The organism is Lentzea atacamensis (assembly GCF_003269295.1).
Taxonomy (GTDB): Bacteria; Actinomycetota; Actinomycetes; order Mycobacteriales; family Pseudonocardiaceae; genus Lentzea; species Lentzea atacamensis.
On sequence record NZ_QLTT01000002.1, the window covers coordinates 476,065 to 497,278 of the forward strand.

Sequence of the window (21,214 nt, forward strand, 5' to 3'; positions counted from 1 at the left end):
CACTGAGCACTAACGGAGTCCGGAATCGACCGCGGTCATCAACGGGCCGCGGTCGCCCGACATCTCCCAGATCATCGCTCCCAGCAGGTTCTTCGACTTGAGCCACGCGGTCTTGCGCTGGATCGACCACGCGTCGTCGAAGGTCCACCACTGGTTGCCGGTGTAGCAGTACGTCGCCACTGCCTGCTCGTCGTGGTGGACGGTGCAGTTCGGGACGCTGGCCATGAGATTGCTGTACCCACGCGTGCCCGCTTCCTCGGCGAACTGGCCGGGAGCCGCGCCACCCGCCGCCTGCCACTCACCGTTCTTGCCGCCGGCCGTCACGTTCTGCCAGCCGCGGCCGTAGAACGCGAGCCCGACGGTGATCTTGCGTGGCGGCACACCGGCGTCGAGGTACTGCTGGACCGCGCTCTCCACGCTGAAGTGGAACGGGTACGGGTCGTCCGCGTCGGCGTACAGGTTGCCCTGGTGGCCCGTCCGGTTCGGCTCCCACGAGTTGTCGCTGCCCGCGCCGTGGAAGTCGTAGCCCTGGACGTTGAAGATGTCCATCGACTGCGCGACCCGGCCGAGCTCCCACCCCGCCGCGATCTTGGCGGGGTCGGCCGGGGTGAACGCGGTGAGCTGGTAGCGCTTGCCGGTCGAGGCGCCCAGCGCGTCGAGCTGACGGCGGAACTCCTCGATCAGCAGCGAGTTGTTCACCTTGTCCTGCGGGCCCCAGTGGTTGCCGGGGTGTCCCTCGGCGCCCGGCCACTCCCAGTCGAGGTCGATGCCGTCGAAGATGCCCGCCGCTGTGCCGGGACCACCAGCGCCGTTGTACACGGGCAGGTTGCCCTTGATGTAGATGTCCAGGCACGACGATACGAACTTCTTGCGCGCCGCGTCCGTGGCCGCGACGTCGGAGAAGTACTTCGAGTACGTCCAGCCGCCGAGTGAGATCAGCACCTTGAGGTGCGGGAACCTCGCCTTGAGCTTCTTGAGCTGGTTGTAGTTTCCGCGCAACGGCTCCCAGCCGGAGTCCGCCACACCGTCGACGGACTGCGCCGCGCTCATCGGCCTGCTGTAGTCGGCTTCCGCGTCACCCGCGCCGTCGCCCTGGTTCGGGTCCTGCGGGTTCGGCGTGGTGCCCTTCGTAACGCCGTGCAGGCACGTCAGGTTGACGGGATCGATGTTGCCGAACGCGTAGTTGATGTGAGTCAGCTTCGCGGCGTCCATGTCCTTCACGAAGTACTGGCGCCCGTAGATGCCCCACTGCACGAAGTACCCGACACGGGCGTATCCGCCGACGATGTCACTTGTGCTCTCGGTCAGCGCGTTGCTCGGCGACGACAGGTTGTCGTAGATGTCCCTTGCCCTGACCGTGAACGTGTAGCTCGTCGACGGCGCGAGGCCGGTGACCGTCGCCGTGGTGCCGGAGACCGTCATCTTCACGGCCGTGCCCACGTGGACGTCGTAGTTCGCGACACCGCGGTTGTCCGTGGATGCGTTCCACGCCAACGAGATGCTGCCAGCGTCCTTCGCCGTGACGCGCAGGTTGCCCGGTGCGGTCGGAGGCGTGGTGTCGTCGGCGGGGTTGTTGGTCGTGACGCTCAGCACGCCGCTCGGTGCGCTCAGCGTTCCCTTGGTGTCCTTGGCCTTCACCGTGAACGAGTAGGCGGTGTTCGGGTTCAGGCCGGTGACGATCGCGGACGTCGTGGTGCTCGTGGTCGCCAGCGCCGCGCCGTTGTAGATCTCGTAGCCGGCGATCGGCAGCGAGCCCGCGGTGGAGGCGTTCCACTGCAGCGTCACCGTGCGCGTGGTCTTGGTCGGTGACGTCAGACCCGTTGGGGTGCTTGGTGGTGTGTCCGCGCTGCCGTCGCAGTTCGTGTTGTTGATCCGGCAGGTCACCGGGTCGGCGTTCGAGCTGATCGAGAACGTCGGGCTGTACGGCTCGGTGCTCCCGCCCGCCGCGACCGTCTTGTTGTAGTGGGCAGGGGCGACGGTGACCTGGTTGCCGCTCTGGCTGACCGTGCCGTTCTGACCGTTGCTGACCGTCACGCCGTAGGGCAGCGTGAAGACGATCGACCAGTCGCTGATCGCGGCGGTGGTGTGGTTGCGCACGATGAACTTCGCCGTGCCACCGGCGACCGAGTAGTCGGCCGTGACGCCGGTCGGTGCCGGCGCGGGGTCACCGCTGCCGTCGCACGCCATGTTGTTGATCGTGCAGGTGGTCGGGTCGGCTGCGGCGCTCAGCGTGAACGCCGGGCTGTAGGGCTCGGTGTTGCGCCCGGCCGGGATGTTGTTGATGTAGAAGGCAGGAGTGAGCGTCACTCTCGTGCCGTTCTGGGTGGTCGTGGCGTTCTGGACGTTGCTCACCGTGACACCGGCGGGCAGGTCGAACTTGATCGACCACCCGTTGAGCGCGGTCGTGCTCGCGTTGGCGACCACGAACTTGCCGGTCGTACCGGTGCGGGAGAAGGTCGCGGTGATGCCCGTGCCGGCGTGTGCAGGGACCGCCAGGGCGAGTACAGCGACCAGAACAGCCAGCAGTGCAGGGATTCGGCGCATGCGGAACTCCAGGTTGGTAGAGGTCCGCGGCGGCCTGACGGTTACGGTATTTGGTCTGGACCACTGGCGTCAACGCCGCGGTCCTCAGCCGATCGGGCGGAACCGCACGCTCGTCCCCGGCCGCGCCTGCCCGAGGAACCGCAGGTGATCACGGTCGACGACGCCGATGACCGGATAGCCGCCCGTCGTCGGGTGGTCGTTCAGGAAGACCACGGGCTGCCCGTCCGGTGGCACCTGGACCGCGCCGGTGATCATGCCCTCGCTGGGAATCTCGCCGTCACGACGATTCAGCTTCGTGCCGCCGAGTCGCACGCCGACCCGGTTGCTGCGGTCGGACACCGTCCAAAACCCTTGCCGCAGCTGGGTTTCCGCGTCGTCGAACCAGTCGTCCCTGGGGCCGAGCCTGATGGGCACGTGGAGCTCCTGCGGCGCTCGCAGCGGTGGCACGACGTCGGCGCCGGCTGCCGGGCCCGGCGAACCGAGTTCGAGAACGTCGTGGTCCCGCAACGGGTCTGGACCGATCCCGGAGAGCAGGTCGGTGGAGCGGCTGCCCAGTTCTTCTGGCGTGTCGATGCCGCCGGAGATGGCGAGGTAGTTGCGCAGGCCGGTGTCCGGGGTGCCGATCTCCAGCGTCGACCCCTTGGCGAGGTGCACCGGCTGGTGCGAGTCGGCGAGCTTGCCGTCGATCCAGACCCGCACCGCCGGTCCGGTCACCGCGATCGTGCAGGACGCCTCGGCCGTGATGCGCGCGCCGCCCAGCAGGAGCTCGAGCCCGGCGGCGGTCTCCCGGTTGCCGACGAGGCGGTTGGCGAGCTTGAGGGAGTCCGGGTCGACCGCGCCGGACGGCGGGACGCCGAGGTGGGCGTGACCGGGCCGGCCGAGGTCCTGGACCAGGGCCTGCGGGCCGGTGCGGATGACCGTGACGCTGCGCTTCACGCGACCACGAACCTGACGCTGTCGCCGGGCTGGAGGAGCGCGGGCGTCTCGGCCTTCGGGTCGAAGAGCGTGATCTCCGTCCGGCCGATCAGCCGCCAGCCGCCCGGTGTGGCTCTGGGGTAGGCAGCGGTGAACTCGCCCGCGATGCCGACGCTACCCGCCGGGACCTTCGTGCGCGGGGAGTCGAGTCTCGGCTGCTGGAGGACTTCCGGCAGGCCGGTCAGGTAGCCGAAGCCGGGCGCGAAACCGCAGAACGCGACCTCGTAGGTGGCTGCGGAGTGGAGTCTGACGACCTCGTCCGGGGTGATGTCCGCCGTCTCGGCGACGAGGTCCAGGTCGGGGCCGTCGTAGGTGACCGGGATGGTGACCTCGCGGGACCGGGTCTCCGGTGCGTGGCTGAGGTCGACGGTGGCCAGCACCTCCCTGACCTGCGGGAGGGCGCCCTTGACCAGCACTGTCCTGGCGGCGGGAACCAGCTCTTCGACACCGTCGAGGTGCTGCAGCGCCGCACGTACGGCCGCGACCTCGGTCAGCGAGTCGACCTCGACGAGGAGCGCATCAGTTCCGCAGCGCCGCAGCAACATAAACACATGCTACGGGGAATCGTGGGATTGTTGAACAATCCCACGACCCGAAATCGCGTGTCTTTCAGCCGACGACGCGCTTGAGGTGCGCGGACGCGTGCGGCTGCAACTTCTGCCCGACCATCGCCCGCTCCTCGACGTACGCGAGGTCGCCGTTGTTGACGATGCCGTACAGGCGCTGCGAGGCCGTGACGTCCTTCGCGCTCGCGGTGCGGATGACCGCGTCCGTCTCGAACTCCCACGACGTCTGGGTGCGCGGCTTGCCGTAGTACAGCTCGACGATGCCCGTGTTGTGGGTCAGCAGCAGCTCGATCGTGTCGTCGGGCTGGGGACGCCAGAAACCCTGCTCGCGAGCCGCCGGGCGGATGACCTCGCCGACCTCGTTGAGCAGCCACGACCTGGCCTCGTAGACGAGGAACGGACGGCCGTCGTGGGCGAACGTGATCTGCTGGCCGAAGCGGAACGGGCCGTCGATCGTCGGGTAGACGATCTCTCCTTCGCCTCGCCACACGCCCACCAGCGGAAGGACGCTCAAAAGGGCGTCGTTCAGGTTGGCGCCTTCGCGCAGGTTCGCGGTGTCGCCCGGGACGGGCATGTCCGTGAACTGCGGGAGGTTGCGGGCTCTCGTGGCGGCGGCACGCTCTTCCGCCAGGCGGATGGCCTCGTCGCCGCTGCCAGGGATCGGAGTCGTCATCGCTGGTCGGAGTAGAGGCGGTAGACGACGTAGCCCGCGAACCACATGACCGCGATCGTCACTAGTACCAGGAGTCCGGTGAAGATGTGTTCCACCGGGAGAGGATATCTCGCGTGGTCTGACGTGCACTGTTGTGGTGGTGCAGGACACGAGGCGCCGAGAGGCCCGCGTGCTGGTGATGGTGTCCGACCACCGCCAACACGTGGAAGGCCCCGGCGGTGGTGCACCGCCGGGGCGTTCGTCACACCGACCAAGCGTGTCAGGCGACCGCGATCTCCACCGCGTGGACGCCAGGACCCTCGGCCGACACGTCGGCCTGGCCGTTGCCCGTGCGGTGCAGGGCACGGACGGTCCAGCTGCCCGGCGCCGCGAAGAACCGGAAGTCACCCTCCGGGGAGGAGACGACCTCGGCGGTGAACTCGCCGGTCGAGTCGAGCAGGCGGACGTAGGCGCCGCCGACGGGGGCGCCGCCGGACACGACCTTGCCCTGCAGGACCGTCTCCGTGGTGGAGACCTCCACCGTGCCGCCCTGGACGGGCGCGCCGCAGGAATCACTCATGATGATCAGGCCTCCTTGCCGGAACCGAGTTCGATCGGCACGCCGACGAGCGAGCCGTACTCCGTCCAAGAACCGTCGTAGTTCTTGACGTCTTCGTGGCCGAGCAGCTCGCGCAGGGCGAACCAGGTGTGCGAGGAGCGCTCGCCGATGCGGCAGTAGGCGATGGTCTTGCGGGAGCCGTCGAAGCCTGCCTCGGCGTAGATCTCGCGGAGTTCGTCGTTGGACTTGAAGGTGCCGTCCTCGTTCGCGGCCTTGCTCCACGGCACGTTCACGGCCGAGGGGATGTGGCCTGCGCGCTGGGCCTGCTCCTGCGGGAGGTGGGCCGGGGCGAGGAGCTTGCCGGAGAACTCGTCGGGGGAGCGGACGTCGACGAGGTTCTTCTTGCCGATGGCGTCCACGACCTCGTCGCGGAAGGCACGGATCGTGAGGTCCTGCTCCTGGGCCTTGTAGGAGGTCGCCTCGCGGGTGACCTCTTCCTTGTCCAGGGGGCGGCCGTCGAGCTCCCACTTCTTGCGGCCGCCGTCGAGAAGCTTGACGTCGTTGTGGCCGTAGAGCTTGAAGTACCAGTAGGCGTAGGCGGCGAACCAGTTGTTGTTGCCGCCGTAGAGGATGACGGTGTCGTCGTTGGAGATGCCCTTGGCCGAGAGCAGCTTCTCGAAGCCCTCGCGGTCGACGAAGTCGCGGCGGATCGGGTCCTGCAGCTCGTTCTTCCAGTCGATCTTGACGGCGCCGGGGATGTGCCCGCCGTCGTACGCGGTGGTGTCCTCGTCGACCTCCGCGAACACGACGCCGGGCGTCTGGAGGTTCTCCTCGGACCAGGCGGCCGAGACCAGCACGTTCTCACGGCTCATGGGAAGTTGCTCCTGTAGTAGTGCGTGTTTTATTGCGGACGTGCGAGCGCGGGTGCGTACCGGCGCAGCAGCAGGTACACCTCGCACCCGAGGCACAGGCCAAACGCGGCGTTGAGCAGTGCTGCCACCAGTGCGAGGCTCGTGGCCACGGTGCCCAGCGCGGTCAGGCCGGTGGCGTAGCCGAGGGTGCCGATCAGTGCGAAGACGAAACCGACGCCCTGGGCGAAGCGCAGCGGGGCCGCTTCTTCGCGTTCGGTGGTCGGGGTCAGGCGGGGCTGGACGGCGAAGCGGTAGACGTGCCCCCACGGGTTGAGCTTCAGCGAGATGAACGCGCACATCGCGAAGAGCACCGTCTGGGCGGCGAGCAGGCGCCACCAGCCGGTGAGCAGGACGATGGCCAGGACGACGGTGGTCATCCAGGCGGAGAAGCGCGGTCCGCGCGGGTCTACTGGGGCATCTTTGGGCACGACGACCTCCGGACATTCGGACGAGGAGAATTCAGTCCGTCAGAGGTGGCTGTTGGGCGTCAAGCGGCCCAATCAGCTCGTCGTGCGACACAGGCTGCTGCGCACGCGGCACAGGTCAACCGCGCGTCGCTTCGTGAGCAGCATGGTCATGCCAGCGAGGGTAGTACTCGATCCCTCGGTCCGGGAGTCATGTCCATCAGGTGGAACAACTCAGGTTCACTCGACCGGATTACCGCAGATGTGGTTGCAAAGCAGCCAGGAGTGTGTCGCGTTTCGGCACGCCACCGACTCGCAACACCTCGGTGCCGTCGTCGGTCAGGGCCAGTGTGGTCGGCGTGCGCATCACGCCCAGGGCGGCTGCGACGTCCGGCAGGTTCGTCACGTCGAGCTCGGCGTGGGTGAGGCCGTCGGTGCGGTCGGCGAGATCGGAGAGGATCACCTTCGCGTGCCGGCACGGCGCGCAGAACGTGGTGGAGAGCTGGACCAGGGTCACTCCCGGCGCGAGCAGGTCGCGCACGGGAGCCGGCAGGTCGACGGACTCGTTGCGAGAGATGCGGCCCTCCCTGGCCTTGAGCAGCACGCCGATCGCACCGGCCACGGCCAGCGCGCCCAGCAGCGCCCACACACCAGTCATCGCTGGACCAACGGTACATCCGTGATCACACCGCGGAGGATGAACGCACCGCTTTCCACCTCAACGGCGGTGGGCGTCGCGCCGAACGGCAGCGTGCCGGGGTCGATCTTGATCGCGAGGGCCTGGCGCAGCTGCGGGATGATCTGCTTGAGCGAGGCGTCCTCGAGCTCGATGTCGTCGACGGTGATCTGGATGGCGCCGCTGGCCAGTGCGATCTGGCCGTACGCGGTGAGCGTGACGACCTTGCCTGCGACGTTGGTCTGGCCGGAGAGCTTGATCGCCGCGGTCGTCTTGGGCGCGGTGGTGGTGGCGCCGGCGGCCGGGGTGGGCGTCGCGAGGCGGTTGTCCGGCTCGATCGAGAGCTTGTCGAACGGCGTGACCTGGTTCGCGAGCCGGTTCAGGTCGAGCGCCTTGATCTTGATGCTGCCGTCGACCTGGTCGATGGTCGCCTTGGAGACGTTGCCCGCGAGCAGGTCGGCGAGTTCGACGCGGGTGTGCCGCAGGTCGGCCGAGATGTCGAGGTCGCGCAGGTCGAGGCCCTGCTGCTCGTTCCTGATCGGCACGCCGTTCGCGTCGATCCGCACGTGCTTGTAGTCGCCGCGGACCGCCTGCAGCATGAACGGGAAGCCGTTGATGCGCACCGACGGGTCCTCGTTGAGCTGCAGCTTCTCCCGCATGCGCTGGGCGATCTGGTACTCGCCGGCCGCGGCCAGCGCGAAGTCGGCGGCCACCAGCAGCACGCCGAGCACGAGCACCGTGATGATGAGGAACTTGCCGCGCCGCGACTTCTTCTTCGGCCGTGGGTGGGTCGGAGTGTGCGCAGTCATTCCTCGTCCTCGACGTTGCCGGCGATCCATGCCGCCATCCGGTCTACCAGGTCTGGAGTCGCGGCTGATTCCGCGTGCCGCATGCCGGTCTCGATCCACAACTCGGCATGTCCCAAGGACGCGCGGTGCAGTGACATGGCGTGCTCCGGACCGAAATAGTGATCCAGGTCACCGTGCACGATCAGCAGTGGGGTGGGCGTGATGCGCGCCACCACCTCCAGCGGACTCTCGGGCGGTTGTACCCAGCTGTCGCCGAGCCGAACCCCGATCGCCCGTGCCGCGAGCTTGCCGTGCGGCTGCTCCAGCAACCAGTGCACCCGCCGCATTGGCGCGGTCTCACGCGACCACCACCTTGCGGGAGCGCTCACGGCGACCACGGCGTCCGGCCTGGTCTGACCCAGTGCGGCGTGCCGGATGACGATCGAAGCGCCCATGGAGAACCCGATGGTGGCGATCTTCGAGTAACCGAGCTCGCGAGCTTTGAGGACCGCGGCCTCGATGTCGTGGACCTCGTCCGCGCCGACCGTGGACCGTCCTTCGGAGCGTCCGTGACCGCGGAAGTCGAACGCGACGACACCGGCGTGCGTGGCCAATCGGGCAAGCAGCCGAGCGACGTACGGTTTCTGCACGTTGTTCGTGAATCCATGCCCCACAACGAAAGCGAGGTCGCTTTCACCCTTGTAGTGGACGCCGTGCAGACGTACGCCGTCATGTGACATGGATGTAACAGGCGTGACGCTTGTGGAAACAACTGTGAGCACGGCTTCTTGACCTGGGACTTTCTGGGGGTGCACCGGTATTGTCTCCGTCATCCGCAGGCAACGGGGCCCGGTCACCGTACGCCGCTGGTCTGGTCGAGGTGACCTGACCACGGCCGATTAGGAGGGCGCCGCGATGAGCATCGACGTGCTGCTGTTGACGACAGACCAGGACCCGGAGGCCGTGCTGCCCGCGCTGGCACTGCTCCCGCACGCCGTGCGACCGCTGCGTCCCGAGGTCTCCGCGCTTCTCGAAGCAGGTCCCCACGACATCGTGCTGGTCGACGCCCGCACCGATCTCGTCGGCGCCCGCTCGCTGTGCCGCCTGCTCGACTCGTCCGGCGTGGACGTGCCCGTGGTGGCCGTGGTCACAGAGGGCGGTCTGGTCGCCGTGAACTCGGACTGGTCGGTCGACGAGATCCTGCTGCCGACCTCCGGCCCCGCCGAGGTCGACGCCCGCCTGCGCCTGGTCCGCTCGCGCCGCGGTGCCACCCAGCCCGGTGGCGACGGCGCGCTGCAGCTCGGCGACCTCGTGATCGACGAGGCCACCTACACCGCGCGCCTCAAGGGCCGCCCGCTCGACCTCACCTACAAGGAGTTCGAGCTGCTCAAGTACCTCGCGCAGCACGCAGGCCGGGTGTTCACCCGCGCGCAGCTGCTGCAGGAGGTCTGGGGCTACGACTTCTTCGGTGGCACCCGCACCGTCGACGTCCACGTGCGACGGCTGCGCGCCAAGCTCGGCCCCGAGCACGAGGCGTTGATCGGCACCGTGCGCAACGTGGGCTACAAGTTCGTCCGCCCGCCGCGTCCGGGCTCGTCCCGTCGTCCGGCCGAGGTGACCGAGCTGGATGACTCGGTCCGTGTCCTGGATGAGCATCTGATCGCGCGGTAGGTTCGCCTGTGTGGCGCAACTGAGCTGGTACGACGAGCTGACGACCGACCAGGCTGCCGAAGTCGGGGAGCTGCTGACGGCTGCGGAGCACACCGACGGCGTCGCGCCGGTCGGTGAGGCCGTCCGGCTGCGGATGCGCCCCGGCGCCACCGGCAGCAGGCACCTCCTCGCGCACCTGAACGGCGAGCTCGCCGGGTACGCGCACGTCGACATGATCGGTGACTCCGGCGGCCACAAGGTCGCCGAGTTCGCCGTGCACCCGAAGTACCGCCATCAGGGTGTCGGCGAGGCGCTGGTCAAGGCCCTCCCGCAGGACGGTTCGCTGCGGGTCTGGGCGCACGGCGGCCACCCGGACGCGGAGAAGCTCGCCGAGAAGCTCGGCTTCCGCAAGGTCCGCGAGCTGCTGCGGATGCGGCTGCGGGTCGACAGCGACCTGCCGGAGCCCCAGCTGCCCGAGGGCATCACCATCCGGCCGTTCGTCCCCGGCAAGGACGAGGCCGCGGTCGTCTACGTGAACCACCGCGCGTTCGACTGGCACCCCGAGCAGGGCTCCATGTCGATCGAGGACGTCCGCGCCAAGGAGGAAGAGCCGTGGTTCGACCCGGCCGGCTTCCTGCTCGCGTTCGACGCCGACGACCGGCTGGCGGGCTTCCACTGGACCAAGGTGCACACGCCGGAGCTGGGCGAGGTGTACGTGGTGGGCGTCGACCCGGACCGTCAGGGTGGCGGCCTGGGCAAGGCGCTGACCCTCGCCGGTCTCCAGCACCTGCGGAAACAGCAGGTCAAGGAGGTCATGCTGTACGTCGAGTCGGACAACGCGGCGGCCGTGCGCGTGTACACGAAGCTCGGCTTCACGCTCTGGGACGCCGACGTCCAGTACGGCAAGTAGTCAACAGACCGTCACAAAACGCATACGCGCTGGTCACGGCGTCACTCTTTCGGCCGTGTGACCCGTCACTTCCCGTTCGGTGTTCACCTGCCGTTCACCCCGACTAGGTGGGCTGTCCACCATGGATACCTACCTTCCGAAGCGAGCGGCGACGTCCGTCGCGAAACCGCTAACGCTTCCGCAAGGTGGAGGACCAAGGTGAAGATCCAGCGGCACGGCGCCGTGCTCGGCCTCGTCGCGGCCAGTGCGCTTCTTCTCAGTGCGTGTGGCTCCGACAACAACGCGGGCGCGGGTGGCACCAACACGCCCGCTGCGTCCGGTGTCGAGTGTGGTGGCAAGACCAAGCTGAACGCCGAGGGCTCCTCTGCCCAGAAGAACGCGGTCGACGCGTTCGTCCAGGCGTACCAGGCTGCCTGCCCCGGCACCGACCTCGCGTACAACCCCTCCGGCTCCGGTGCGGGCGTCAAGAACTTCACCGCCGGCCAGGTCGACTTCGGTGGCTCCGACTCCGCGCTGAAGGAAGGCGCCGAGACCGAGGCGGCCGCCAAGCGCTGCCAGGGCAACCCGGCGTGGAACCTCCCGCTCGTGTTCGGCCCGGTCGCGATCGGCTACAAGGTCTCCGGTGTGGACAGCCTCGTGCTGGACGCCAAGACCACGGCCGCGATCTTCAGCGGTGCGGTCAAGAAGTGGAACGACCCGGCCATCAAGGCGCTGAACGGCTCCGCGAACCTGCCGGACAAGGACATCGCGGTCATCTACCGCTCGGACGAGTCGGGCACCACCGACAACTTCCAGAAGTACCTGAAGGTCGCCGGTGGCTGGACCAAGGGTGACGGCAAGCAGTTCAAGGGTGGCGTCGGCGAGGGCAAGGAGAAGTCCGCCGGCGTCGCGCAGGCCGTCGGCTCCATCGACGGTGCGATCACCTACGTCGAGTGGTCGTTCGCGCAGGACAACAAGCTCTCGATCGCCAAGATCGACTCCGGTGCCGGCGCCGTCGAGCTGAACGCCGAGTCCGCCGGTAAGGCCATCGACTCCGCCAAGATCAAGGGCGAGGGCAACGACCTGGTCCTCGACCTCGACTCGATCTACGGCAACAAGGCCGCCGGTGCGTACCCGCTCCTGCTCGCGACCTACGAGATCGTCTGCTCGAAGGGCTACGACGCCGACACCGCGAAGGCCGTGAAGGCGTTCCTCACCGTCGCCGCGACCACCGGCCAGCAGCAGCTCACCGAGGCCGGCTACGTGCCGCTGCCGAAGGCGTTCCAGGAGAAGCTGCTCACCGCTGTGAAGGCGATCGCCTGAGGTTGATGCGAGACTGCGACCAACGCTGACGCGATGAACGATCCCGTCGCGGCCAAGCGCCCCGCCGGCTCCGGTGACCCCGGAGCCGCGCGGGGCGTTGCGGCTGCTCCCACCGCCCCGGAGGCTCCGATTCCCCCGACGCCGGAAGCTCCAGTAGCAACCAAGACACCGCACGTTCGTCCCGGTGACCGGATCTTCCGCGGCCTGGCGACCGGCTCGGGCGTCTTCATCGTCGCGCTCATCGGCGCGATCGGCCTGTTCCTGATCATTCAGGCGATCCCGTCGCTCGGGCTGAACAACGTCAACTTCCTGACCAGTCGCGAGTGGAACACCACGGACCCTGCCAACCTGCGGTTCGGCATCCTGGACCTGCTGCTCGTCACCATCGTCATCTCGGTGGTGGCGCTGCTGATCGCCATGCCGATCGCGCTGGGCATCGCCCTGTTCCTCACGCAGTACGCGCCGCGCAACCTCGCCCGGCCGTTCGCGTACGTCATCGACCTGCTCGCGGCCGTCCCCTCGATCGTCTTCGGTCTGTGGGGCCTGTTCGTGCTCGGGCCCGTGCTGTTCCCGTTCTCCGAGTGGCTGATCGAGAACCTCGGCTGGATCCCGATCTTCGCCAAGGGCAACGTCAACGTGCAGCTCGGCGGCACCATCTTCACCGCGGGCATCGTCGTCGCCGTGATGATCCTGCCGATCATCACCGCCGTCACCCGCGAGGTCTTCGAACGCACGCCCACGATGCACATCGAGGGCGCGATCGCACTCGGCGCGACCAAGTGGGAGGTCGTGCGGACGACGGTGCTGCCGTTCGGCAAGGCGGGTTACGTCAGCGCGTCCATGCTCGGCCTCGGCCGCGCGCTCGGCGAGACCATCGCGGTCATGATCATTCTGAGCACCACGTCGGCGGCGTTCGGCTGGTCTCTCTTCGACGGTGGTGCCACCTTCGCTTCGAAGATCGCCCTGGCCGCACCGGAGTTCAACGACCCGCGCTCGGCCGGTGCCTACATCGCGGCCGGTCTCGTGCTGTTCGTGCTGACCTTCGTCGTGAACGCCATCGCGCGCTCGATCGTCGCCGGCCACAAGGAGTACGAGTGAGCACGAACCTCGCGGATCCCACGCGCCTCGCGACGCCGCCGACCTTCCAGGCGGTCAGCCTCGCTCGCCGGATCAAGAACGGTTTCGCCACCACGCTCGTGTGGGGCGCCTTCCTGGTCGCGATCATCCCGCTGGTGTGGGTGCTCTACACCGTGGTGCAGCGCGGTTTCCCTGTCATCCTCGACGGTGACTGGTGGCAGAAGTCGCTGTCCGGCCTGCTCGCCCGCCAGCAGGGCGGCGGCGCGTACCACGCGATCTACGGCACCCTGGTCCAAGGCCTGGTCTGCGGCATCATCTCGGTGCCCATCGGCATCATGATCGCGATCTACCTCGTCGAGTACGGCGGCCGCTCGAAGCTGTCGAAGGCCACGACGTTCATGGTCGACATCCTCACCGGTGTCCCGTCGATCGTCGCGGCGCTGTTCGTCTACACGGTGTGGATCACGTACTTCGGCTTCGGCCGCAGCGCGTTCGCCGTGTCGCTCGCCCTGGTGCTGCTGATGGTGCCGGTCGTGGTGCGCACGACCGAGGAGATGCTCAAGATCGTCCCGGACGAGCTGCGCGAGGCCTCGTACGCGCTGGGCATCCCGAAGTGGAAGACGATCGTCAAGATCGTCATTCCCACCGCGCTGTCCGGCATCCTGACCGGCATCATGCTGGCTCTCGCCCGCGTCATGGGTGAGACCGCACCGGTGCTGGTGCTCGCGTCGTACGCGCCGTTCATCAACTACAACCTCTTCGACGGCCCGATGGCGTCGTTGCCGTTGATGATGACGAACGAGCGCAACAACCCGACGCCTGCGGGCTTCGAGCGCATCTGGGGCGCGGCGATCACGCTCGTGCTGATCATCACCCTGTTCAACCTGCTGGCGACCGTGATCTCGCGGGCGCTGGCGCCGAAGACGAAGTGAGCGGGACATGGCCAAGCGACTCGACATCAAGGACCTGAACCTCTTCTACGGCAAGTTCCACGCCGTCGAGAACGTCTCGCTCGCGGTGCCGCCGAAGAACGTGACCGCGTTCATCGGTCCCTCCGGCTGCGGCAAGTCGACCGTGCTGCGGTCGCTGAACCGCATGCACGAGGTCGCCCCCGGCGCGCGCGTCGAGGGCAAGGTGCTGCTCGACGGCGAGGACATCTACGCGTCCACTGTGGACCCGGTCGAGGTGCGCCGCACCATCGGCATGGTGTTCCAGCGGCCCAACCCGTTCCCCACGATGTCCATTCGCGACAACGTGGTGGCGGGTCTGAAGCTCGCGGGCATGAAGAACAAGCGGGAGCTCGACGAGGTCGCCGAGCGCTCGCTGCGCGGCGCCAACCTCTGGAACGAGGTCAAGGACCGGCTCGACCGGCCGGGCGGTGGCCTCTCCGGTGGTCAGCAGCAGCGTCTGTGCATCGCACGTGCGATCGCGGTGCAGCCGGACGTGCTGCTGATGGACGAGCCCTGCTCCGCCCTGGACCCGATCTCCACGCTGGCGATCGAGGACCTGATCACGGAGCTGAAGAAGGAGTACACGATCGTCATCGTGACTCACAACATGCAGCAGGCCGCGCGTGTGTCCGACCAGACCGCGTTCTTCAACCTGCTGGGTGTCGGTCAGCCGGGGCAGCTGATCGAGGTGGACGACACCGAGAAGATCTTCTCCAACCCCGGCCAGAAGGCGACCGAGGACTACATCTCCGGCCGATTCGGCTAGTGGTGCGTCCACTGATCCTCGTCGGCCTGGTGCCCTGCTGAGTGTGAACCAGGTTGGCGAGGACTGTGGACGTGCCACTAGATTCCTGCGGGTGAGCCCGCAGAGCAAGCCCCGCAAGAAGAAGCAAGGCAAGGCGCCCGGCCGCCGGCCCCAGCAGCAGTCCCCGTACGGGGCGTTGCTCGAGTCGGCGGCCGCGCTGCGTTCCGAGTCCTGGTTGCTCGCGGACGCCTGGGCGAGCGAGCTGTACGCCACGCTCTGGCTCGCCGGATCCGGCCGCTCACAGATGATCGAGGCACTCGCTGCGATGGACGACCCGGCGGCGCTCACCGCGTTGCGCGCGTTGTCCGGCGTGGGCGACGAGGAAACCCGCGCAGCTGCCGCGGCGGCCGCGGAAACCGTTGCGGCACGGGGTGTTGCCGAGCCGTCCTGGTACGTGCCGGGCGCTGCGCTGGAGTTCCGCGAGGCGTTCCTCGTCACGAACCTGCTGGGAGACGTGGAAGTCGTCGCGATCACCCAGGAACGCGCTTCGGCTCGCGAGACCGTGCTGTTCATGCGTCAGCCCGTGCTCGGGGCCACCGCCATCGAGCTGTTCGCCACGCCGGACGAGGGCACGACCGCGTTGCTGGAGGACATGATCGCCTCCACGCCCGAGGCGTTCCGCGACCTGATCACGCCGCTGAGCGCCGCCGAGGCGTTCGACCGGGTGTGGCCGGACGTCGAGCAGTTCTGGGAGGACGGCCCCGACGAGGAGGCCGAGGAAGGGCTGATCGGCTCCGAGGACGTGCGGCACCCGATCCAGCTGATCGCCCTCGCCGACGCGCGCGTGAGCGCGCTGGTGACCGACGACCACGAGATTCCCGTCGTCAGTCCGGAGAGGACGGACGAGGTCGTCGAGGCGTTTCTGGCGTCAGAGCACGGGATCGCCGACGTCGAGGCCGCGCGGGCGTTCGCGCGCATCGTCGCAGGTGCCGCGGTGGAGCAGAACCGCGATCCGGTCGTGTACGGGCCGGCGTCGCTCACCGCTGTGCTGATCCTCAACGTGGCAGCGCGGCTGCACGTCTCGGACGCGGATCTGGCGCTGCTGCCGGACATCGTGCGGGCGTGGGCGTACTTCACCGCCGACGCACGGGATCTGCCGCGTGACGAGGCGCGGGCGGCGTGGGACGAAGAACTGCCCACCGTGCTCGCCGAGTTCTCCGAGGCTTACGCCGATCCGGAGCTCGCGGCCGAACGCGATGGGCAGTTCCGCTAGGAAGGGAGCGGGGCGACCACCAACCTTCACCGTCTCTTTCGGTGCCCAGCACTGCGATGCACCCGTCTGAACGTCGAAAGAGCGGGCAAAGGCTGGTGGTCGCCGCGCTTAGAGGTTCTCGTCGCCACCGTAGCCGGGCATCCGGCCGGTGACGACGAAGACCGTGCGCTTGGCGACCGACACGGCGTGGTCGCCGTAGCGCTCGTAGAAGCGGCCGAGCAGCGTCGTGTCCACAGCGGACGCGACGCCGTGCTGCCACTCCTTGTCCATGATCACCGAGAACAGGTGGCGGTGGATGTCGTCCATCGCGTCGTCCTCGTCCTCGAGGTTGCGTGCGCGGTCGACGTCCTTGTGGCGGATGATCTCCGCGGCCTCGCGGGCGAGCTTGACCGCGATCTGACCCATCTCGGCGAAGTACGGCTGGACGTCGTCGGGCACGGCCGACGCCGGGTGCCGGCGCCGTGCGGCCTTCGCGACGTGCAGGGCGAGGTCGCCCATGCGCTCGACGCTCTCGGCGGCGTGGATGACCGCGAGCACGGTGCGCAGGTCGGTCGCGACCGGTGCCTGCAGCGCGAGCAGCGCGTACGACTGCTCCTCGATGCTGGAGCGGACGTCGTCGACCTTCTGGTCACCGCTGATGACCTGTTCCGCGAGGCCGAGGTCGGCCTGCAGCAGGGCGGCGGTCGCGTTCTCCATCGCCTCGGCGACCATGCCGGTCATGTCGGCCAGTCGGTCGGCGAGCTGTTCTAGCTGGTCATGGTAGGCCTCGCGCATGGCGCTCAGCCTACGTCCCGACCACCGCCGCAGCGACATTCCAGCATGAACCGCAGGTGAACCCCAGGCGAATCACTTCGCGCAGGGGTCCTGCGCCGCGTTCACGACGTCCAGCTTCGTGCTGGTCTGCCCCTGGCCCTGACTCTGAGTGCCGGGCTGGGTGCCCGGCTGCGGTGCCACGACCTTGTCGTCGAAGTCCTCGCCGAGCGTCAGCAGGATCGCCCCGCCCATGTCCGGTGACTCCACCAACTCCGCCTTTTGGACCGAAGCCTTGACCGTTGCTGCCCGGTTCTCCTGGCCCTTGGCGTACTTGATGGTGGTCTTCGCCTGCTTCGGCGCGTCACCGCGACGAGTGATCTTGAACCCGTGCTGCTGCAACGCGTTCGCCGTCCTGGCCACCGCACCGGCGTTGGTCGGGTCGCCGTTCAGCACCTGGACGGAGACTTCCTTGGGGTCGATCACCGTGCCGGGCTGGACCGGGGTGTTGGCGTCGCCGGGGGTCGGCTCGGCGGGCTTCTCCTGCGGGAGCGGAGTTCCGTCGATGATCGTCTGGAACAGCTTCCTGACGTCCTCGTCCCGCAGCCGCTCGATGTTGTCGTCGTTCGACTTCGTCCGGCCCTCGTCGGTCCAGTGCGGCATCGTCACGAACGAGACGCGGCCGGCGTCGAGGCTCTGCAACGAGTTCGCGAGCTCCAGCAGCGACGCCACGTCGATGTTGTCGCCGACCGTGGTCTTCGTGAGCGCGTTGATGAAGTTGTTGAGCTTGGTCGGGCTCAGCAACACCTCGTTGGACAGCGCCTGCCGCAGCATCGCCGACAGGAACTGCTGCTGACGCTTGATGCGGGCGAAGTCGGACGCGTCGTCGCCCTGGACGTAGCGCGCCCGCACGTACTGCAGCGCCTGGTCGCCCTTGAGGAGGTGCTTGCCGGGCTTGTCGATCACGACGCCGAGCTCGCCGTCCTTGATCGCCGTGGGGGTGCAGATCTCCACGCCGCCGATCGCCGTGGACATCTCGCGGAAGCCCACGAAGTCGATGCTCACGAAGTGGTTGATCTTGAGGCCGGACAGCTGGGTCATCAGGTTGACGACGCACTCGGGCCCACCGTCGTTGTAGACGGAGTTCGCCATGACCTCTTTCGCCGGAGCCAGAGGTCCGCCGTACTGGCCGTTGTCCGGGTTCCAGCTGCGGCACGCGGGCCGGTCGACCCGCACGTCACGCGGCAGCGAGACGACGACCATGCGCTTCCGGTCCGCGGGGATGTGCGCGAGCATGATCACGTCAGACCGCGCGCCACCCTCCTTGGCCTGGGTGCCGACGTTGTCCTCGGGCTTCGCGCCCGCCCTGGTGTCCGAGCCGACCAGCAGGAAGTTCTCGTCACCGAGCTGCTTCTCGGCCTGCTGCACGGCCTGCGAGTTGCCGCCGAGCGCGTCGATCTTCGGGATCTTCGAGTCGGCCCACTTCATCGCGGCCCAGCCGATGCCGGTCGACGCGAACACCACGGCCGCGGCGGCGATCGCCCCGATCCTGGCGGCGCGCATCATCCTGCGCTGCTGCGGCGTGCGGCCGACGACCTTCTGCTCGCCGTCCTCCTCGGTCTCGCCGAGCGTGACCGGGTCGGCGAACTGGGTCGCCTCCTCGAGGTCGTCCTCGTCCTTGACCCACGGCATGAGCTTGGCGCGCCGTTCCTTGCGCTGGCGCTCCTGCTCGAGGAGTTCGTCGTGCACCGCGGAGAACCGCGCGAGGGTGTGGTCGACCTCGCGACGCTTCTTCACGTCGTCGCCGATGGCCTCCATCTCGGTGGTGAGACAGGCCGGGTCGATCTCGTCGCGGGTCTCGACCTTGGCCACGCCCGCCGCCGAGGCGATCTGGGTGGCTTCCGGTTCTGGTGCGTCGGCCTTGGGCTCTTCCGGCTGCGCCGGTGCGCCGTTGACCGCGGGGCCTGGCTGGGCTGCAGCGCCGAGCCGGTTGGAGACGGCGGGACCGCCCGGCATGGGACGGGGGCCGTTCGACTCTGCCCTGGGGGGCATCGGCCGGGGTCCGCTGGACTCCGCGCGGGCCGGTATCGGCCCGTTCGGGGGCGCGGGGGGGCGCGGGGCGTTGGTCGACGGCGCGTCGCCGCCGAGGAGACGGCGGGGCGCGCCGGGCTCGGGACCGTCCGGTGCCGCGCCGGGGCGCGGCACATCGCCGGGTGCGGGCGGGCGTGGCATGCCGTTGGAGGTCACGTCGCCGGGTGCGGGCTTGCGTGGCATGCCGTTGGAGGTCACGTCGCCGGGTGCGGGCTTGCGTGGCATGCCGTTGGAGGTCACGTCGCCGGGTGCGGGCTTGCGCGGCATGCCGTTGGACGTCGCGTCGCCTGGTGCGGGCGGGCGTGCGATCCCGTTCGACGACGGTGCGTCGCCGGGACCGGGCCTGCGCGGTGGTGCGCCGTTGACGTCGGGTGCCGGGCGGCGGATCGTGCCGCTGGGCATGCCGTTCGCCTCGGTGACCCCGTTCGGCGCGGGACGCCGGGGGATGCCGTTGGACGAAGGCGCGTCACCGGGAGGCATCCGGCGCGGGTCGACGGGCGCCGGCGGGCGTGGCATGCCGTTGGCCGTCGCGTCCGCAGGTGCCTGGGGCCGCTGGACGCCGTTCGAGGGCGGTGCGCTGCGGGCGTTGGGACCCATCTCGCCGCGCCGCTCACCGGGGACCGGACGACGCTGCATGCCGGTCGCGTCGGGACGCGGGCGTGTTCCGGTCTGCTCACCAGGAGGCGGATAGGCGCCGTTCGCAGGCCTGGGCCGGGCGCCGGTCTGCTCACCGGGCCGCGGCCGCGTTCCGGTCTGCTCCGCGACGTGGGCGCGGGCTCCGTTCGGCTCCGCGGGGGCGTCGGGGAGGCGGCGCCTGCCCGTCTGCTCACCGGTGAAGTTCTGCGGTGGTGCCTGGTCTGCCATCGGCGGCCGCGGGCGCGTACCCGTCTGCTCACCAGGCCGGTGAGGGACGGGCGGCTGCTGCCGCGGTTGCTGTGGCTGCTGCACAGGCGGGTCGGGCAGCGCACGCCTGCCCGTAGCGGGTGGGTCCGGCAGGGCACGCCTGCCTGTCGTGGGAGTGTCGGGCGAGCCTGGCGGGACGGGTCGGGGGATGTTCGTCCTGCTGTGCTGCTCGATGAGGTCCGAGACGCTCAGGCCCCCAGAGCCTTCCATCGAGCGACGTCTACGGCCGGTCGGCTGGTCGTGGTGCTGGGGATCCTGATCACCGCGGGAAGAGGGGCCGCCACGTCGGGGGTCGTCGGGCACCCAATCTCCCTTCTGGGTCAGAAGCTAATAGCGGTTCGTCATTACGAGATGACGACGACCGGGACACAAGGGTTGCATCACCGGGCGTGTCAGTTGCGCCCGCGATACTACGGATGTAGCCGACTTCTGACGACCACTCCGGGTGATACGGATTCGATCTGTACGCGATTATGCGCAGTCCGTCTGCGCTGAACGGGTGAGCCAGCTCACTCAGTAGTAACCGAGAACACGTGTCTCGGTGATAGCACGCCTACCTGCCGCCGCGCCTGCGAGGCGGACCCGTCCGTCGGCACGGTACGCCACCGCGTTGCGACCCGACTGCTTGGCCGTGTACAGGAGGCTGTCGGCGCGGAGCAGCTGCTGCTCGGCGCTGACCGCGGGGCGTTCCGGAGCCTCGTCCGCGGGCGGTTCGTACGCCAGGCCGGCGCTGACCGTCACGCGCAGCCCGTCCGCGATCTCCTGCCACGGGTGACGCTCGACACGTTCCCTGGCCTTCTCGGCGATCTCCACGGCCGTCGCGGCGTCCACCCGCGGCAGCACGAGCACGAACTCCTCGCCGCCGTAGCGGGCGCAGAAGGCGCCCTCGGGAAGGCCCTGCTGCAGCAGTTCCACCACGCGCTGCAGCACCCGGTCGCCGAGCAGATGCCCGAAGGAGTCGTTGACCTGCTTGAACCAGTCGAGGTCGATGAGTGCGATGGCGAGCCCGTGCCGGCACGCGCCGTGCTCGGCCAGCAGATCCATCAGCCGCTGGTCGAGGTAGCGGCGGTTGTAGGAGTCGGTGAGGCTGTCGCGCAGGCTCTGCTCGCGTGCCTCCGCGTGCTCCCGGCGCAGCCTGTCGACCTCGCGGCGCAGCTGTTCCGGAACTTGCGGTTCCTCGACCTGGTCGGCGTAGACGAGATCGAGAGCGGAGCGCAGGTGCTGGTACGCCTGGCGCCACTGACCGCGGGAGGCGAGCAACGCCGCGATGGACTCGTGCAGCCCCACCAGTCCCGGGCCCTGCTGGTCGCCCGTCGCGGTCTCGCCGGCCTGCGGGGTCTCTGCGATTTCAGGTCGCAGTGCGGTCATCGCGGTCACCTCCTTACCTGCCAGGTGTCGTCTCTGAAGAGGCGACGCTTGAGCTAGAAGGACGCGTGGAGGTGGGATTTCCCCCGTCCGGTTGACCGTTCGCTGCTCCGATCCAGTGAG

General features: G+C 68.6%; 21 protein-coding genes. 7 read left to right on the top strand and 14 right to left on the bottom strand.

Features of this window, described 5'->3' with window-relative positions; all coding sequences use genetic code 11:
• Positions 1-9: 9 nt before the first annotated feature.
• The 11 genes from C8D87_RS11090 to C8D87_RS11135 form a co-directional block, all read right to left on the bottom strand.
• Positions 10-2,544 (bottom strand): glycosyl hydrolase family 18 protein, encoded by a 2,535-nt coding sequence (locus C8D87_RS11090; RefSeq protein WP_112226590.1) that lies wholly within the window; start codon positions 2,542-2,544, stop codon positions 10-12.
• 84 nt (positions 2,545-2,628) lie between these two features.
• Positions 2,629-3,480: a 5-oxoprolinase subunit C family protein gene (locus C8D87_RS11095; protein WP_112226591.1), complete on the bottom strand. Its 852-nt coding sequence runs from the start codon at positions 3,478-3,480 to the stop codon at positions 2,629-2,631.
• Entirely contained in the window at positions 3,477-4,064 is a 588-nt protein-coding gene (pxpB, locus tag C8D87_RS11100; RefSeq protein ID WP_112226592.1) for a 5-oxoprolinase subunit PxpB, read from the bottom strand. Before pxpB ends, C8D87_RS11095 begins: the two co-directional genes overlap by 4 nt.
• A gap of 64 nt (positions 4,065-4,128) precedes the next feature.
• Entirely contained in the window at positions 4,129-4,758 is a 630-nt protein-coding gene (locus C8D87_RS11105; protein WP_411711355.1) for a heme-binding beta-barrel domain-containing protein, read from the bottom strand.
• Between the two features lie 259 nt (positions 4,759-5,017).
• On the bottom strand, positions 5,018-5,317 hold the full coding sequence (locus C8D87_RS11110) for a DUF1416 domain-containing protein (RefSeq protein WP_109629284.1): 300 nt from the start codon (positions 5,315-5,317) through the stop codon (positions 5,018-5,020).
• 5 nt (positions 5,318-5,322) lie between these two features.
• Positions 5,323-6,168 (bottom strand): sulfurtransferase, encoded by an 846-nt coding sequence (locus C8D87_RS11115; RefSeq protein ID WP_112226593.1) that lies wholly within the window; start codon positions 6,166-6,168, stop codon positions 5,323-5,325.
• 29 nt (positions 6,169-6,197) lie between these two features.
• The gene (locus C8D87_RS11120) at positions 6,198-6,635 is read right to left on the bottom strand and encodes a DUF4395 domain-containing protein (protein WP_112226594.1); all 438 of its coding nucleotides are present in this window, start codon (positions 6,633-6,635) and stop codon (positions 6,198-6,200) included.
• A 72-nt stretch (positions 6,636-6,707) separates the two neighbouring features.
• A complete protein-coding gene (locus tag C8D87_RS49115) occupies positions 6,708-6,785 on the bottom strand; it encodes a putative leader peptide (protein ID WP_352235731.1) in 78 nt (25 codons plus the stop codon).
• Between the two features lie 79 nt (positions 6,786-6,864).
• The gene (locus C8D87_RS11125) at positions 6,865-7,269 is read right to left on the bottom strand and encodes a thioredoxin family protein (RefSeq protein WP_112226595.1); all 405 of its coding nucleotides are present in this window, start codon (positions 7,267-7,269) and stop codon (positions 6,865-6,867) included.
• On the bottom strand, positions 7,266-8,096 hold the full coding sequence (locus C8D87_RS11130; RefSeq protein WP_109629276.1) for an LmeA family phospholipid-binding protein: 831 nt from the start codon (positions 8,094-8,096) through the stop codon (positions 7,266-7,268). Before C8D87_RS11130 ends, C8D87_RS11125 begins: the two co-directional genes overlap by 4 nt.
• Positions 8,093-8,815: an alpha/beta hydrolase gene (locus C8D87_RS11135; protein ID WP_267899850.1), complete on the bottom strand. Its 723-nt coding sequence runs from the start codon at positions 8,813-8,815 to the stop codon at positions 8,093-8,095. Before C8D87_RS11135 ends, C8D87_RS11130 begins: the two co-directional genes overlap by 4 nt.
• 175 nt (positions 8,816-8,990) lie before the next feature.
• Here C8D87_RS11135 and C8D87_RS11140 point away from each other — a divergent pair, with 175 nt between their 5' ends.
• The 7 genes from C8D87_RS11140 (at position 8,991) to C8D87_RS45830 (ending at position 15,982) form a co-directional block, all read left to right on the top strand.
• Positions 8,991-9,746, top strand: coding sequence for a response regulator transcription factor (locus C8D87_RS11140; RefSeq protein WP_233439102.1), 756 nt, complete (start codon positions 8,991-8,993; stop codon positions 9,744-9,746).
• 10 nt (positions 9,747-9,756) lie between these two features.
• On the top strand, positions 9,757-10,635 hold the full coding sequence (mshD, locus tag C8D87_RS11145) for a mycothiol synthase (RefSeq protein WP_112226597.1): 879 nt from the start codon (positions 9,757-9,759) through the stop codon (positions 10,633-10,635).
• 198 nt (positions 10,636-10,833) lie between these two features.
• A complete protein-coding gene (gene pstS / locus C8D87_RS11150; RefSeq protein WP_112226598.1) occupies positions 10,834-11,937 on the top strand; it encodes a phosphate ABC transporter substrate-binding protein PstS in 1,104 nt (367 codons plus the stop codon).
• 33 nt (positions 11,938-11,970) lie between these two features.
• Positions 11,971-13,035 (top strand): phosphate ABC transporter permease subunit PstC, encoded by a 1,065-nt coding sequence (gene pstC / locus C8D87_RS11155; RefSeq protein WP_112226599.1) that lies wholly within the window; start codon positions 11,971-11,973, stop codon positions 13,033-13,035.
• A complete protein-coding gene (gene pstA, locus C8D87_RS11160) occupies positions 13,032-13,946 on the top strand; it encodes a phosphate ABC transporter permease PstA (protein WP_109629266.1) in 915 nt (304 codons plus the stop codon). The genes pstC and pstA overlap by 4 nt, the downstream gene beginning before the upstream one ends.
• Positions 13,947-13,953: 7 nt before the next feature.
• Positions 13,954-14,730: a phosphate ABC transporter ATP-binding protein PstB gene (gene pstB, locus C8D87_RS11165; RefSeq protein ID WP_109629264.1), complete on the top strand. Its 777-nt coding sequence runs from the start codon at positions 13,954-13,956 to the stop codon at positions 14,728-14,730.
• A 91-nt stretch (positions 14,731-14,821) separates the two neighbouring features.
• Positions 14,822-15,982, top strand: coding sequence for a hypothetical protein (locus C8D87_RS45830; protein ID WP_170166393.1), 1,161 nt, complete (start codon positions 14,822-14,824; stop codon positions 15,980-15,982).
• A 108-nt stretch (positions 15,983-16,090) separates the two neighbouring features.
• Here C8D87_RS45830 and phoU read toward each other — a convergent pair whose 3' ends face one another.
• The 3 genes from phoU to C8D87_RS11185 all read right to left on the bottom strand — a co-directional run bounded on the left by phoU (position 16,091) and on the right by C8D87_RS11185 (position 21,094).
• Positions 16,091-16,756, bottom strand: a complete 666-nt coding sequence (gene phoU / locus C8D87_RS11175; RefSeq protein WP_109629260.1) for a phosphate signaling complex protein PhoU — start codon at positions 16,754-16,756, stop codon at positions 16,091-16,093.
• A gap of 72 nt (positions 16,757-16,828) precedes the next feature.
• Positions 16,829-19,687 carry an LCP family protein gene (locus tag C8D87_RS48530; RefSeq protein ID WP_112226600.1) on the bottom strand — a complete coding sequence of 953 codons (2,859 nt, stop codon included), beginning with the start codon at positions 19,685-19,687 and terminating at the stop codon, positions 16,829-16,831.
• Between the two features lie 552 nt (positions 19,688-20,239).
• Entirely contained in the window at positions 20,240-21,094 is an 855-nt protein-coding gene (locus tag C8D87_RS11185) for a GGDEF domain-containing protein (protein WP_112227030.1), read from the bottom strand.
• Positions 21,095-21,214 lie beyond the last annotated feature (120 nt).

What these genes read in the sequence shown, in the direction of transcription:
- C8D87_RS49115 (WP_352235731.1), bottom strand. Translation starts at nt 6,785, where the DNA reads ATGACCATGCTGCTCACGAAGCGACGCGCGGTTGACCTGTGCCGCGTG.
- C8D87_RS11130 (WP_109629276.1), bottom strand. Translation starts at nt 8,096, where the DNA reads ATGACTGCGCACACTCCGACCCACCCACGGCCGAAGAAGAAGTCGCGG.
- C8D87_RS11140 (WP_233439102.1), top strand. Translation starts at nt 8,991, where the DNA reads ATGAGCATCGACGTGCTGCTGTTGACGACAGACCAGGACCCGGAGGCC.
- pxpB (WP_112226592.1), bottom strand. Translation starts at nt 4,064, where the DNA reads ATGTTGCTGCGGCGCTGCGGAACTGATGCGCTCCTCGTCGAGGTCGAC.
- C8D87_RS48530 (WP_112226600.1), bottom strand. Translation starts at nt 19,687, where the DNA reads ATGGCAGACCAGGCACCACCGCAGAACTTCACCGGTGAGCAGACGGGC.
- C8D87_RS11135 (WP_267899850.1), bottom strand. Translation starts at nt 8,815, where the DNA reads ATGTCACATGACGGCGTACGTCTGCACGGCGTCCACTACAAGGGTGAA.
- pstB (WP_109629264.1), top strand. Translation starts at nt 13,954, where the DNA reads ATGGCCAAGCGACTCGACATCAAGGACCTGAACCTCTTCTACGGCAAG.
- C8D87_RS11125 (WP_112226595.1), bottom strand. Translation starts at nt 7,269, where the DNA reads ATGACTGGTGTGTGGGCGCTGCTGGGCGCGCTGGCCGTGGCCGGTGCG.
- C8D87_RS11185 (WP_112227030.1), bottom strand. Translation starts at nt 21,094, where the DNA reads ATGACCGCACTGCGACCTGAAATCGCAGAGACCCCGCAGGCCGGCGAG.
- phoU (WP_109629260.1), bottom strand. Translation starts at nt 16,756, where the DNA reads ATGCGCGAGGCCTACCATGACCAGCTAGAACAGCTCGCCGACCGACTG.
- C8D87_RS11115 (WP_112226593.1), bottom strand. Translation starts at nt 6,168, where the DNA reads ATGAGCCGTGAGAACGTGCTGGTCTCGGCCGCCTGGTCCGAGGAGAAC.
- C8D87_RS11105 (WP_411711355.1), bottom strand. Translation starts at nt 4,758, where the DNA reads ATGACGACTCCGATCCCTGGCAGCGGCGACGAGGCCATCCGCCTGGCG.
- pstC (WP_112226599.1), top strand. Translation starts at nt 11,971, where the DNA reads ATGAACGATCCCGTCGCGGCCAAGCGCCCCGCCGGCTCCGGTGACCCC.
- C8D87_RS11090 (WP_112226590.1), bottom strand. Translation starts at nt 2,544, where the DNA reads ATGCGCCGAATCCCTGCACTGCTGGCTGTTCTGGTCGCTGTACTCGCC.
- C8D87_RS11110 (WP_109629284.1), bottom strand. Translation starts at nt 5,317, where the DNA reads ATGAGTGATTCCTGCGGCGCGCCCGTCCAGGGCGGCACGGTGGAGGTC.